10 protein-coding genes and 1 tRNA gene are annotated in these 14,785 nt (G+C 44.8%); 9 read left to right on the forward strand and 2 right to left on the reverse strand.

What is annotated here, in order from left to right; all coding sequences use genetic code 11:
* Window positions 1-46: 46 nt before the first annotated feature.
* A complete protein-coding gene (locus ZMTM_RS05410) occupies window positions 47-997 on the reverse strand; it encodes a LysR substrate-binding domain-containing protein (protein ID WP_221765282.1) in 951 nt (316 codons plus the stop codon).
* Window positions 998-1,142: 145 nt separating this feature from the next.
* On the opposite strand from ZMTM_RS05410, the gene ZMTM_RS05415 reads away from it, so the two are divergent.
* The 7 genes from ZMTM_RS05415 to serS all read left to right on the forward strand — a co-directional run bounded on the left by ZMTM_RS05415 (window position 1,143) and on the right by serS (window position 12,121).
* Complete coding sequence (locus ZMTM_RS05415; RefSeq protein ID WP_221765283.1) at window positions 1,143-3,452, forward strand: DNA translocase FtsK; 2,310 nt, start codon at window positions 1,143-1,145, stop codon at window positions 3,450-3,452.
* Window positions 3,453-3,476: 24 nt separating this feature from the next.
* The gene (lolA, locus tag ZMTM_RS05420) at window positions 3,477-4,109 is read left to right on the forward strand and encodes an outer membrane lipoprotein chaperone LolA (protein WP_221765284.1); all 633 of its coding nucleotides are present in this window, start codon (window positions 3,477-3,479) and stop codon (window positions 4,107-4,109) included.
* 185 nt (window positions 4,110-4,294) lie between these two features.
* On the forward strand, window positions 4,295-5,632 hold the full coding sequence (locus tag ZMTM_RS05425; RefSeq protein ID WP_221765285.1) for a tetratricopeptide repeat protein: 1,338 nt from the start codon (window positions 4,295-4,297) through the stop codon (window positions 5,630-5,632).
* A 65-nt stretch (window positions 5,633-5,697) separates the two neighbouring features.
* Window positions 5,698-7,284: a FecR family protein gene (locus ZMTM_RS05430; RefSeq protein ID WP_221765286.1), complete on the forward strand. Its 1,587-nt coding sequence runs from the start codon at window positions 5,698-5,700 to the stop codon at window positions 7,282-7,284.
* A gap of 99 nt (window positions 7,285-7,383) precedes the next feature.
* Complete coding sequence (locus tag ZMTM_RS05435) at window positions 7,384-9,471, forward strand: O-linked N-acetylglucosamine transferase, SPINDLY family protein (RefSeq protein WP_221765287.1); 2,088 nt, start codon at window positions 7,384-7,386, stop codon at window positions 9,469-9,471.
* Window positions 9,472-9,496: 25 nt separating this feature from the next.
* Window positions 9,497-10,822 (forward strand): replication-associated recombination protein A, encoded by a 1,326-nt coding sequence (locus tag ZMTM_RS05440; RefSeq protein ID WP_221765288.1) that lies wholly within the window; start codon window positions 9,497-9,499, stop codon window positions 10,820-10,822.
* 21 nt (window positions 10,823-10,843) lie between these two features.
* Complete coding sequence (gene serS, locus ZMTM_RS05445; RefSeq protein WP_221765289.1) at window positions 10,844-12,121, forward strand: serine--tRNA ligase; 1,278 nt, start codon at window positions 10,844-10,846, stop codon at window positions 12,119-12,121.
* A gap of 12 nt (window positions 12,122-12,133) precedes the next feature.
* Here serS and mltF read toward each other — a convergent pair whose 3' ends face one another.
* Window positions 12,134-13,597, reverse strand: a complete 1,464-nt coding sequence (mltF, locus tag ZMTM_RS05450) for a membrane-bound lytic murein transglycosylase MltF (protein WP_221765290.1) — start codon at window positions 13,595-13,597, stop codon at window positions 12,134-12,136.
* 116 nt (window positions 13,598-13,713) lie between these two features.
* Here mltF and ZMTM_RS05455 point away from each other — a divergent pair.
* Both ZMTM_RS05455 and ZMTM_RS05460 read left to right on the forward strand, forming a co-directional pair.
* Window positions 13,714-13,803: transfer RNA gene (locus tag ZMTM_RS05455), tRNA-Ser, on the forward strand.
* A gap of 187 nt (window positions 13,804-13,990) precedes the next feature.
* Window positions 13,991-14,611 (forward strand): BON domain-containing protein, encoded by a 621-nt coding sequence (locus ZMTM_RS05460; protein ID WP_221765291.1) that lies wholly within the window; start codon window positions 13,991-13,993, stop codon window positions 14,609-14,611.
* Window positions 14,612-14,785 lie beyond the last annotated feature (174 nt).

The following is a 14,785-nucleotide window of genomic DNA, read 5'->3' on the forward strand; positions in this document are numbered from 1 at the left end:
CAAATTGATTATATATATCAGTTCAATGTGCTTAGGCTATCGGTATTTATCCTACCCAATTGTCAGATGCAGGCAAATCAAGCGGTATTACGCCATTCAATTTTGCGTTCAGAATCGCGGCTCTAACGATAGCGATTGCTTCAGGCCTAGGGAAGCTCTTACGCCATGCCAATGCCATTCTACGCATAGGTGCGGGCGGATCGAAAGATTTAAAGATCAGCATGCGATTTTCTTCACGCGTTGGTATGCAGGCAGTGCAAGGCAGTATGGTCATGCCCACACCAGAGGCCACCATATAACGTATGGTTTCCAGGGAGCTGCCTTCCAACGTTTGCTGAATACCATTCTCATTTTGGCTATTCGCGAGTTTTGGGCACATTTTAATGACCTGGTCACGGAAGCAATGCCCAGCGCCTAGCAATAGAACGGTTTCTTCACCTAATGATTCTGCGCTGATGGTTTTTCGCTTATTCCATGCATGGTCTGAGGGTAATGCTAGTTGAAAAGGCTCATCATAAAGTGCTTGTGTGACAATTCCGGGCTCTGAGAATGGGAGCGAGATAATAATCACATCAACTTTGCCAGCTTTGAGTTGCTCTCGTAAGTTACCTGTGTAACTTTCTTGAATAATGAGCTGCATTGCGGGCGCATGCTGTTTTAAATAAGGCAACATCTGTGGCAGCAAGTAAGGTCCTGCCGTGTAGATGGCGCCTATACGTAATGGATGCGCCAATGGGTCGCCACTTTGTTGGGCGATGCTTTTAATGCCCGCGGCTTCTTCCAGTATGCGCGCAGCTTGGGCGACAATCAGTTCGCCTACCGCTGTTAGCGTAATTTCATTTGAACCACGCTCAAAGATCGAAATGCCAAGTTCTTCCTCAAGCTTTTTGATGCCTACGCTGAGTGTGGGTTGGCTAACAAAGCAAGCTTCTGCTGCGCGGCCAAAATGACGTTCACGTGATACGGCAACGACATAACGAAGTTCAGTCAGGGTCATAATTTACAATTATTTTTAGAATTTCAAATGTGAAGTTTAATGGCAAATTGTGCAATGTTTCTACTATAAATATGTGCTTTCGCGCGACTGACTTGATACTGCTATAATCTTTTCAATATTAACCTCGTTCAGGTACGAAAACACCTTGTTTTTCAAGAATAAGAAACGCGCCCTTAATAGCCGCCGTGAAACTCTACCGCTCACGGATAGTAGTGCCGGCAATGGTTTGATTAAAGAAGCTTGGTGGCTGGCTTTAGTCGTCATTGGTATTTATCTCACAGTTATCCTCGCCACTTATCATCCACAAGACTCTTCCTGGTCACACAGCGCTAGTGATAGTGCCTCTATTAAAAATGCAGGCGGCGCAGCAGGTGCATGGATATCCGATATTCTGCTTTATCTGTTTGGGCTATCTGCTTGGTGGCTGGTCGTGTTTGCTTTTTATGCCATGTGGCTGGTGTATCTGAGGCTTGAGATTGTCGCTGCTAACGAGCGCCCCTTACTTTTGTTCAATATTGTGGGGTTTTTCATGCTGTTGATTGCATCATCAGCATTGGAAGTCGGTCACATTATTTCACTACCTGCACATTTACCTTTAAATCCAGGTGGCATGCTAGGTTCAGTGGTTGATCATATGCTTGAGTCCATGCTTGGTTTTACTGGCTCGACCATGTTGTTATTACTCTTACTTGCAACGGGATTCAGTCTATTTACAGGATGGTCATGGATCATGATCGCCGAGAAGCTGGGCGGTGCGATCATCAATACCAGCCAGTTTATTAGCGATAAATTGCAAGACAGGCAAGACCGAAAGCTCGGTAAAGTGGCTGAGCAATTACGTACCGAGTTTGTGGACAGCGAACGCAAGCGTGTTGAAGATCACGCGCCCGTCAAGATAGAAGTGCCTGTGCTTGAAATCGCCAAGAGTGACCGGGTTGAAAAAGAGCGTCAATCGCCGCTTTTCGAAACCATGCCTGATTCACCATTGCCGCCATTACATTTGCTTGACCAACCGCATGGCGAAGTCGAGTTACAATCAGCAGAAACGCTGGATTTTACCTCTCGCCTGATTGAACGCAAGCTCATGGATTTTGGTATTGAAGTTAAAGTCATTACCGCATTGCCAGGCCCGGTGATTACGCGTTATGAGCTTGAGCCAGCTGCGGGAGTAAAGGGTAGCCAAGTTGCCAATCTTTCCAAAGACTTGGCGCGTGCACTTTCAGTAGTGAGTATCCGTGTGGTTGAGACTATTCCAGGCAAAACATACATGGGTCTGGAAATTCCTAACCCGAAACGACAAATCGTATTCCTGTCAGAGATCATGGGCTCGCAAGTCTATGCAGATGTGAATTCGCCATTGGCCATGGCTATGGGTAAAGATATTGCGGGCAAGCCTGTAGTTGCTGATCTGGCAAAAATGCCCCACGTGCTGGTTGCGGGTACCACTGGCTCAGGTAAGTCAGTCGCCATCAATGCCATGATTCTGAGCCTGCTATATAAAGCAGAGCCGAGCAAAGTCAGACTGATACTGGTTGACCCTAAAATGCTTGAGCTTTCAGTTTATGAAGGTATTCCACATTTGCTTGCTCCAGTGGTAACCGATATGCGCCAAGCTGCTAACGCACTTAACTGGTGTGTAGCCGAGATGGAGCGCCGTTACAAGCTGATGTCTGTGCTTGGCGTGCGTAACCTTGCGGGCTTTAACCAGAAGATTCGTGAAGCAATCAAAGACGGTAAGCCAATCACCCATCCATTTACCTTGACACCAGACAGCCCTGAACCGCTGGAAGAGCTGCCCTTGATTGTGGTGGTGATTGATGAATTGGCTGACATGATGATGGTCGTTGGGAAAAAAGTAGAGGAGCTGATTGCGCGCTTGGCACAAAAAGCTCGTGCATCTGGCATTCATCTTATTTTGGCAACGCAGCGTCCATCGGTAGATGTGATTACTGGCTTGATTAAAGCCAATATTCCAACCCGTGTAGCATTTCAGGTTTCCAGCAAAATTGATTCACGCACGATTCTTGATCAAATGGGTGCAGAGGCTTTGTTAGGGCAGGGTGATATGCTTTACCAACCACCCGGCACCAGCTATCCGCAACGTATCCATGGTGCCTTTGTTTCAGACCAGGAAGTGCATCGTGTTGTTGACCATATCAAATCGTTAGGTGAGCCAAACTATATCGAAGGCATCCTCAATAATGTAGCAGAAGAGGGCGGCGAAGCAGGCGAGCTGAGTGAAGGTGGCGGCGAAGCTGACCCACTGTATGACGAAGCCGTTGCCATTGTGCTCAAAACCCGCCGAGCTTCGATTTCAGGCGTGCAACGCCAATTGCGTATTGGCTATAACCGTGCCGCTCGCCTCATCGAGGAAATGGAGCGCGCGGGCCTAGTCACAGCGATGCAAAGCAATGGCAATCGCGAAGTGATTGCACCTAATACCAATCAAGATTAATACTCAACTTAGTACAAGACAAAAATGCCAACCAAGAACAGATTCGCAAAGATTTCAGTAATTTTAATTTTTTCTACGTTATTGCCACTAGAAGCTTTTGCCGATGGCATCGACAGCCTTAAATCCTTTTATCAAAATACCAACGCGATCCGTGCGCAGTTTCACCAGACGGTGGTTGATGGTCAAGGCCGTAAGTTGCAGGAGGTTGATGGCAGCATGCAGTTACAGCGTCCAGGAAAATTTCGTTGGGATTACAACAAACCCTATGTGCAACAAATCGTGGGTGATGGTGAAAAGGTATGGCTATACGACCCAGACCTTAATCAGGTGACAGTGCGCACCATTAGTAAGGCGCTAGGCTCAAGCCCCGCAGCACTACTGGCTGGTGGCAAAGATATGGATAAAGCCTTCGAACTAAAGAATGAAGGTCGTCAGGATAATCTTGACTGGGTGCAAGCTATTCCAAAAGATAAAGAAAGTGGCTTTGACACTATTTATCTTGGGTTTAAGGCCGATGTGTTAAATCAAATGGAGCTGCATGACAGCTTTGGTCACGTTACGCTAATCGAGTTTAATAAGTTGGAGCGCAACCCAAAACTTAACTCGCAGGTGTTCAAGTTCAGCCCGCCTTCTGGCGCTGATCTGGTGGGCGACTAAGCAGTTAATTCAGCTAGCTTTGTTAGTTACAAATAGAAAATGTTGTAAACTCACAACAAATGGACTTTATATGGATATTTTTTGAACGATATGTTTAAAAAAACTGAATCTATATGTATAGTTAAAGTTAAATTCTAATAACTTAAACTGAAATATTTAAACAAATTTACGGGGACGTTCTAAATATGCAGAAAACACACCTTTGTAGCTTAATTGCAGCTACTTTCTTAATCTCCTACTCATTTATTGGTTTTGCTGGTGATGCTAATACCGAAAAAGCTGCCGAACTTCTCAAAGCGCGTGATTATAAAGCTGCTTATCAGTTGCTTGAACCCTTAGAGTCTGACAAAGCTGGTAATGTGGATTATGACTATCTATTTGGTGTTTCCGCAGTTGAAACAGGCAATGCTTCACGTGCAATTTTTGCTTTTGAACGTGTATTAGCAGTTCAACCAAACAATGCTGATGCCCGTGCAATGTTGGCAAGAGCTTATTTCATTGCTGGTGAGCCAGAAAATGCAAAAGCCGAATTCAATAATATACAGTCAGACAAGCTTGATCCTGCTATCTCTAAATTAGTGAAAGACAACATTTTAGCGATCGATAAAGCGACTGGTCAGGCAACAACTTTTGCTGCATACATTGATCTTGGTTTGGGATACGACACTAATATTAATAGTGCAACATCAAATGGCTCTATTATTGCAGCGGGTATTAACCCAACAATTCCACTACCGCTTTCCAATACGTCAATAGAAACAGGCAGTGCATATGGTGTATTAAGTGGCGGTGTATCTTTCAAGGCTCCCGTAGCTAAAGATTTCACTGTATTTGGCGGTGTTCAAGGTAGCGCACGTAGCAACAGAGACACTGATGCTTTTAATCCTAGCTATATTGATACAAATGTTGGTGTCAGCTACAAAAAATATATCGATACGTTTACAGCAAGCGTCAGCCGTAATGACTTTGATGTCAACAGTGTTCAGTTTTTGAAATCTACTAGCTACACTGGTCAATGGCAGCGCGACGTTGATGATGTCAACCAAGTCAGTATATTTGCTCAACTGATTAATCTTGAATATGCAACCCAAAGCGTACGTGACTCACGTCGTAAACTGCTTGGCGCAGGTTGGGGTCATGCGTTTGCGGGCGATAAAGCGCCTGTTATATTCTTAAGCGCATACGGCGGTAAAGAAGAGGCAGATAACTCGTCTGCTGATTACTTGGCATCCGATGACATCTATGGAATACGCGCTGGTGGTCAGTTTGCAGTGAATTACAAAACCGTAGCTTATGCGAATTCTAGTTATGAAAATAGAAGTTATGATGGACAAGACCCGAACTTTTTGGCCGAGCGTCATGATAAGCAATACGATTTTTCAGTAGGTGTGCGCTATGCCCCATTCCCAGGCTTAACGGTCAAACCACAGTTCAGTTATCTGAATAACGATTCAAATATCAGTCTGTTTGGCTATGAGCGCACAGTAATTTCAATCAATATACGTAAAGACTTCAACTGGTAAGTCAAGTTTAGAGAAATTCTTGCAATTTAATACACCTGATGAATCAAGCGCTAAAGGGATAGAAAATGAAAACAATTAGCAGCAATAACAAACTATTTAATTTAAATCGCACCGCCATTATGGCTGGCATTATATCTGCTACTTTTTCTTTGCATGCGATAGCATCAGCAGGGCGCGTGGAGTTCGCATTGGGCGGAGCCACTATTTTGCGTGGCGATGGAAGCGCATCACAAGCGATTAAAGGTGATGATATCAATCCTGGGGATACTATCAAAACTACCGATGGACGTGTGCAAGTGCGCTTTACAGATGGTGGCTATATGTCATTTCAACCTAATACTGAATTCAAGGTTGAAGATTACAGCTATACCGGTAAAACAGATGGTACAGAAAAAGCATTCTTCCGCCTGATTGAAGGTGGTTTGCGCGCAATTACTGGTGTTGTAGGTCATGCTAACAAGCCTAATTACAAGGTTTCTACGCCTGTAGCTACTATCGGTATCCGTGGTTCTGAATATCTTGCTGAATATCGTGGCAAGCTCATGGCGCATTGTAATCATGGCTCTATTTTTGTTTTTAATGACAAAGGAAATTTGATTTTATTCCGTGGTCAAACGGCCGTTGTAGGTAGTGGCGCGCCAAGCTATGGTGATAACACTGAAGGTGTTGGTGCAAGAGGCCCAAGTAATACAAACACTGCCTATAACGAGCAAAATAAGGGGCAAGATCAAAACAATACCTACCGCGGGGGCGAAATCAGAAATGAGGATGGAAGTTTAGCGTCTATTGTTACCGTTAAGAATGCTGATGGCGCTGCCTTTGCCTACGCAGGTGATGGTGGTGAAGGAGTATTCACGCCTCTCTCATATGATTTTGGTTATGAGAATCAGACGGAGACATCATCCTTTAACTTTGATAGTGCTGGTAACTTCGTAAAGGCAGAACTCAAATATACCTATAATGAACCAAGTAATAATTATACAGCGATCGGAACAGACACTGTCACTGCATCTGCAGGTGCGCAAACCTTAGATAAGGGCAGTGTTGGTGCTTTGTCTTGGTTTAGAGTCAGTGGCACTGTAACCGAGCAAGAAAGTTATGATTACACATATAATGGTAGCGGGCCATATCATGTTGATGGCTCTTCTAGCACTTACAATAATCCTCACTTTATCTACGGCACCCCAACGTCACTTTCTGATTTGGCTTCTCTCAATTCTGATGTTGCATCGATCAGTGGATATAACGCGACCTATAATCTTGTGGGGGGCACTAGCCCAGTGGACACACAGGGTAACACTGGTAAATTAAATAGCGGTTCCCTGAATGTGGATTTTGGCCAGCAACACTTGACTGGTAATCTTAACTTAACCATGAATGGGGGCGCAGCTGCTGGCACATATGATGCGAATTTTAATGGTAGCTTAGGGAGTATTAGTGGTGGAACTTTAACTGGTACTTTTAGTGCTGGTGGCTCTGCAAACGGAGGGCCTTCAGGCGGATATATAAACCTTTCAGGTTTCTTTGCGGGTTCTCGAGCTGCACAGGCGGGTCTTAGCTACAATTTAGATGCGTATGGCACTGGCACTCAGATTAATGGTACAGCCGCTTTTACAAAAACTTCTCAATCGGCTAATCTACCTCCTCAATAATTTATTTAAGCTCAAAAGCGTCCTAAATAGGGCGCTTTTTTTATGTATTTAGTATGAATAACCTTCTGACAAAAATTCCATCACTGTGGTATTAAAAGCGTGAGCTCAACAGAAAAAACACTTCAATACTGGTTCAATCTAGGGAGTACATTACACCAGCAACACCGACTTAATGAAGCTTTAATTGCTTTTCAAAGTGCGCTGGAGCTATCCCGAACCCCCACTACACTCAGTGCTGTGGCAACTCTTTATTCTGAACGCATGCGATTTGAAGAAGCACTCCCATATGCCTTAGAGGCATTATCGTTGTTGCCATGCCATCCCCAACTGATTGGTAATCTTGCTGTGCTGGAAGCGCATCTGGATAAATATGAAGATGCACTCGAACACTACAATCAGGCGCTAGAACTTGCCCCTAACTTGGCGATTGCTTTAATAAATCGAGGTGCTGTATTAACTAAACTAGGTAAAAGAAAAGAGGCGCTTGCACACAATAAAAATGCCTTAGAACGCCTGCCAGAAATCTTTCAGACATATTTCAATTACGCAGATAATTTGATTACTATTTTTAAATACCACGAAGCTTTAAATATATGTGAGGCAGGCTTAAAAATCGAGCCTAAACAGGCACAGTTAAATCTACAGCGTGGTATTTGTTTAGCAGCTTTACAACGACTGGATGAAGCGAATCAGGCAATAGCGCTTGCAAGGGAATATGATCCAGCAGTGTTGATGGACTATTTAACGCAACTTAAAACAACTCAGGAAGCAAAGGCCATAAGAGTTGATGCGCGCCATTTATATCTCGAATCCAAGTATCGTGAGAAAAAAGTTTGCTATTGGGAGAACTTGGATGCATATGAGAGCTTTATGGAAAAACAGCTTGCCCCAGAGAACTTGGGTGATTCGCCATTCAAATCGGCAGGTTACGCATTTGAAATATTATCCTCGCGATTAAACAATACATACCGACTAATGATAGGTCACCTGATATCAACTAATCATAAAATAGGAATACAAAAATCTGGTTTAAAACCAATTGAACATGTTAGGAAAACAAAACCAAAAATAAGGATAGCGTACATCTCCCCAGATTTCCGCCAGCATGCAACTTCGATCTTAACTTGTCAGATTTATGGTTTACACGATAGAAATCAGTTCGAAGTATATGCCTATTCTTTATATAACAATAAAAAAACAGACCATTATCGTATAGATATAGAGCAATCATGCGATGTTTTTCTTGATGTTGCATCAATGAGTGTGCCCGAAATTGCCGCAAAAATTGCTGAAGATGAAATAGATATATTGATAGACCTAGCGGGTTACACAACACATTCTAGGCCAGAGCTTTTTGCATTAAAACCTGCGCCGCTGCAAATGCAGTATCTTGGATATCAAGCAACTACAGGTGCTGATTTTATTGATTATACGATGGTCGATGATGTGCTTTGCACAAATGGAACAGATCATTATTGGCAAGAGAAGTTGGTTCGTCTGCCTGGTTCATTGTGGCCTTATGATATTGCCATTAGCAATTCAGCTACATTATTTAAGCGCGATCAATATGGGTTGCCGGATGACGGTTTTGTATTTTGCAGTTTGAATAATAGCTACAAAATAGAACCTCTGGTCTTTAATGTCTGGATGAATCTATTAAAAGCGATGCCCCAAAGTGTGCTCTGGTTGTTGACTGACAATTTGGAGACAGAAGAGAATTTAATGCAAGAAGCTGAGACCAGTGGTGTAAGTAAAAGCAGATTGGTCTTCGCGCACCGTACATCATTGGCAGAACATGTGGGGAGACTTCAACTCGCTGACTTGTTTTTGGATAGCCGTTGGCATAATGCCCACACCACAGGTGCAGAAGCGCTCTGGCAGGGTTTGCCGATGATTACCTGTATGAGCGAGCAAACGTCATCACGTGGGGCTGGTTCTTTGTTGTATGCACTTGAAATGCCTGAGCTAGTTGTGGATTCGTTTAAAGCCTATGAAGAGTTGGCAATTTTTTATGCAACGCACCCTCCAGAATATCTGGCGATGCGCGAGAAATTGAAAGCTAAACGCTATACAGCGCCCTTGTTTGACATCAAGCTAAAGGTCAAGCATCTGGAGTGTGCTTATAATATGGCTTGGGAGCGATATCAGGCCGGTTTGCCACCTGAGGCAATCCATGTTCCAATATAGGCTCGTTTCTTTATAGCCTGCTCAATTGAATTCATTCTTTAAACCGAATGCGCCACAAGCCCCGCTTGCAGAACGACTACGCCCGCAGACGATAGACGAAGTGGTCGGGCAGTCGCATTTGCTGGCTGAGGGTAAGCCGCTGCAGCTGGCTTTTACCTCAGGCAAGTTGCCATCGATGATACTCTGGGGCCCACCTGGAGTAGGCAAGACCACGCTTGCACGGCTGATTGCCAATGCTTCAGATGCTGAGTTTATTCCATTGTCAGCTGTGCTAGCTGGCGTGAAGGATATTCGTGCCGCTGTCGAGCAGGCCGAATATAGTCTGCAGCAGTCTGGTCGCCGTACCATCATGTTTGTTGATGAAGTCCACCGATTCAATAAGTCGCAGCAGGATGCATTTCTCCCGTTTGTTGAAAGTGGTTTGCTGACTTTTATAGGCGCGACCACTGAGAATCCGTCGTTTGAAGTGAATAGTGCGTTATTAAGTCGTGCACAGGTCTTCGTGCTCAAGGCTTTATCTGAAGAAGAGCTAGGGCTTTTATTCCAGCGTGCACAACAGGCTGTGGGTGAAGGCGTGACGGTAGAAGAGGGCGTTAAGTCCGAAATACTGGCTTATGCCGATGGTGATGCGCGCCGCTTGCTTAATTTTCTGGAAGGCCTGTTTAATGCAGCGCAGTCCGCCAATATTACGCATATTGATGAGACCTTTCTGCAAAGTACGATGGCCAGCAAGCTGCGTATCTTTGATAAAGGTGGCGAAGCCTTTTACGACCAGATATCTGCGCTACACAAATCGGTGCGTGGCTCTAACCCTGATGCCGCCCTCTATTGGTTTCTTCGCATGATTGATGGTGGGGCAGATCCTTTGTATCTGGGTCGCCGCATTATGCGTATGGCGATTGAAGACATTGGTATTGCCGACCCACGCGCCCAGACTATGGCGCTCGAAGCTTGCCAGATATATGAACGGCTTGGTTCGCCAGAAGGCGAATTAGCATTATCCAATGCCGTAATCTACTGTGCAGTCGCACCTAAGAGCAATGCTGCTTATATGGCCTACAACCAGGCTAAGGCATTTATCTCACAGGATAAATCGCGCAACGTACCCCTACATTTACGCAATGCGCCGACCAAGCTGATGAAAGAGTTGGATTACGGCAAAGAGTATCGTTATGCGCACAATGAGCCTGATGCTTTTGCCGCAGGTGTAGATTATTTCCCTGATGATCTACAGGTGATTGAGTTTTATATGCCCACGCCACGCGGCCTAGAGGGTAAAATTGGCGAAAAGCTGCAGCGCCTCAAACAGCTTGATCATGAAGCCAAGCAAAAGCATTCAAAAAAGAAATAGTAAAAATAATTAGGAAATAGCATGTTAGATATTCAGCAGTTGCGTAACGATTTAGATGCAGTAGTCAGCAAACTCGCTGCCCGCGGTTTTAGTTTCGATACAGCAAGTTTCACTGCGCTGGAGCAGGAACGTAAAACCGTACAAACCCGCACACAAGACTTGCAAGCCAAACGCAATGCGACCTCTAAGCAGATTGGCATTGCAAAATCTAAAGGCGAAGATGTTAGCGCGATTTTGGCTGAAGTGGCTGGCCTAGGTCAACAACTAAAGGCTGATGAAACACGTCTTGAGCAGATCCAATCTGAGTTGCAGAACATATTACTCAACGTGCCCAACCTGCCGCATGAGAGCGTGCCAGCTGGAAAAACTGAAGAAAATAATGTAGAAGTACGCAAAGTTGGTACGCCACGCACGTTTGATTTTGAGATCAAAGACCACACTGATGTAGGTACGCCTTTGGGGTTGGATTTTGATACAGGCACCAAACTGGCCGGTACGCGCTTTACCTTGATGCGTGGTCAGATCGCCAAACTACATCGAGCCTTAGCGCAATTCATGCTAGATACGCAGACTGGTAAGCATGGATATGAAGAGTGCTACACGCCTTATCTGGTTAATGCTGAAACGTTGACTGGTACAGGCCAATTGCCGAAGTTTGAAGAAGATTTGTTTTCGCTTTCGCACAATGACAGCAAGCTCTATCTGATCCCAACTTCAGAAGTCACTTTGACCAATACCGTGCGTGATGAAATCGTGCCGCTGGAATCCTTGCCTATCAAGCTCACAGCACATACGCCGTGCTTCCGCTCCGAGGCTGGCTCTTATGGGCGTGATACCCGTGGCATGATACGCCAGCACCAGTTTGATAAAGTGGAAATGGTACAGATCGTCCATCCAGAAAAAAGTTATGAAGCACTGGAAGAGATGGTTGGCCATGCTGAGAATATTCTCAAGGCGTTAGAACTGCCATATCGCGTCGTTTCATTGTGTACTGGTGACATGGGCTTTGGCGCTGCCAAGACTTACGATCTGGAAGTTTGGCTACCTGCACAAAATACTTATCGCGAGATTTCATCTGTCTCTAATTGTGAGGCTTTTCAAGCAAGACGTTTGCAGGCGCGTTTCCGTAATGAAACAGGCAAAACTGAACTAGTACATACCTTGAATGGCTCAGGCTTGGCAGTTGGTCGCACACTGGTGGCTGTGCTTGAAAATTACCAGAATGCTGATGGCAGCGTAACAGTGCCACAGGTGTTACGTGAGTACATGGGTAATATCACAGAGATCAAGCCAGTTTAACTGGGCTGCAGTCTAACGCGGGATAGCAGGTGAGATATTACCAAGGCTTAACTGCTGCTCTATAAAGTTGAGATTGCTAGTATTAAAGCTCGGTAATATCGGCCTGTGTTGTGGCTCGTATTTCTCAAGCACCTTATGGTAGCTGCGTATTGATTCCACAAATACCACTGGCGCGCCGCCACTGGCATAGCCATATTTCAGGGTCGTGTAGTATTCGGCTTTATTCAATAGCGGCAGCACCTTTTTAAGGTCAGCCCAGCTATCTGGATTGAGCGCCAAGCGTTGTGCCAATACTCTTGCATCTTCAAGGTGCGCATAGCCAATGTTGTAAGCGGCCAGTGCGAGCCATGTGCGGTCTGGCTCTTCTATGCGTTTGGGTATCATGTCTTTCAACGACATAATGTAACGCGCGCCGCCCATAATGCTTTGCTTGGCATCGAGCCTATCCGTCACCCCCAGTAAATCGGCAGTATTTTCAGTCAGCATCATCAAGCCACGCACATTGGTGGGCGAGGTATTGAATCTATCCCAATGAGATTCCTGATAGCTAATGGCTGCCAGCAAACGCCAATCAATATCGGTTAACTCCTGTGCCTCTTTAAACAGTGGTACGTATTCAGGTAAAGTCGTGCGCGTACGCCCAAGGAAGGTGGTGATGTCCACGGGATTAAGGCGATCTGAATGCCCGTAGTAGCGGTCTATCAGGCTGCGTAATGTGCCGTCTTTACTGATGCGCGCAAAGAACTTGTTAGCACGCTCACGTAGCCATGAAGGGCCTTTTTTTGGGAATGCCCAGGCGATTTTCTCAGGCTCGCCAATCGCCATCTCATCACCCAGATTAGGGTAGTAATTTTGTAGCATGGAGACAATGTGGCTATCTGCTACGGTGTAATCTAGCTTGCCTTGTGCAACTTGCTCCAGTAGTTCATCAGCCCCTGCATTAGTCAGCAGATCCCACCTGAGCTCAGGCTCTTTCTGTTTTAGAGTTTGCAGGCGCTCTGCGTAACTCGTGCCTGCTGTCACAGCAATTTTCCTACCGATTAAATCTTTGAGTGATCTTGGTTTGCTGTTTTGGGATTTGTTATATACCAGCTTTTCTTGCACGCTTTGGTAAGGCTCGCTGAATACCACCAACTGCTTTCTTACGGGGGTAATGGTAAGGTCAGCCGCTGCGATATTAGCTTGCCCTTTCATCAGTGCTGGGATTACCTGTGAGATATTGTCCACAATCAAGTACCTAACCGTGTATTCAGGCCCCAAATCTTTCATGAATAGACTGACTAAATCATATTCCAGCCCAGCCGATTGATTTTCGCCATCAATGTAATAAGTATTGGGGCCGTTGTGCGTGACAATCACTATTTCTTTATTGTTGTTCTGGGCTTTTGGGCTTGGTAGCGGTGCTGGTTTGTCACATGCAGATAGCATCAGCGAAATACAGATAACGATGGTGACGGGGGAGAAAATGGCTTGCATAAGCCAAGTTTCTACAAGTTTTGCAATCTTGTCCAGTTGGCAAAATATATGGTTAACCTTAATTTACACACAGGCTGTATTTATCAGAGGGACTCAACGCTATAATCTAGGCCATCGGAGAGGTGGCAGAGTGGTTGAATGTACCTGACTCGAAATCAGGCATACGTGAAAGCGTATCGAGGGTTCAAATCCCTCCCTCTCCGCCAGCTTAATCAATCCTGTCCGCGTTATATCAGATAACTCCTACAGCATTATCAGCTAGCGACTATGGTGACTTTTTTCTGAGAAATCATAATAAGCACATCTTCTTCTATTTGATGCTTTGCATTACATCAGTTGAAGAAATGCTGATTTTTCAGTATTAAATCTTTCGTTAATGTTAAGGAGACCACCATGAAATCTTTTAAAAACACTTCTGCAATCTATAAGGCACTATCTGCAACCGCTTTAGTCGCTTGCATGCATTTTTCAGTAGCAAATGCTGCTGATACTCGCATTATGTTGGCAGACGCTTCAGCACCTGAAGCGCATAGTGATGGCGTAGGCGCTACCCTTAGCGATACTGCGATCACTGCGAAAATTAAGGCGAAATTGTTGACAGATGATGGCCTGAAGAAATCAAAAATTGATGTGACCACAACGAATGGCGTAGTGACTTTAGAGGGTTCAGCTACTAGTTCAGCAGCAAAATCACGTGCTGGAAGCATTGCCAAGGCAGTCGATGGTGTTAAGAGTGTAGATAACACTGTCAAAACACCTGATAGCAATAAAACTGCTGATAAAGCTAAGCGTGAAGTTTCTGATAGCTGGATTACCACCAAAGTGAAATCAGCGATCTTGGCTGATAGCGTGACCAAGGGTTTTGACGTTAGCGTAGAAACCACAAAGGGCGTGGTAGTGCTTAAAGGTCAATTAGCTAGTGAAGATGCGCTTGATCACGTAAAAGATATTGCTGCCAAGATTGAAGGAGTGAAGAGTGTTGATACAGCAGGTGTTCGTGTAACTACGATGTAATTTAGTTGTCATGACTATTGTAAAGATGTGGGGCGTAATTGACCAAGTTAGAGTCAATACGCCTCATATCATGTAATTAATTAAGAGATTGAATGGGGTGAGATTTGCAACGATATCTGGATCGGTTTTATGTAAGCTTTGAATACATAAGATTTAAATTAGATAGGGCTCGCA

Source organism: Methyloradius palustris, from assembly GCF_019703875.1.
In the GTDB taxonomy this organism is placed as follows: Bacteria; Pseudomonadota; Gammaproteobacteria; order Burkholderiales; family Methylophilaceae; genus Methyloradius; species Methyloradius palustris.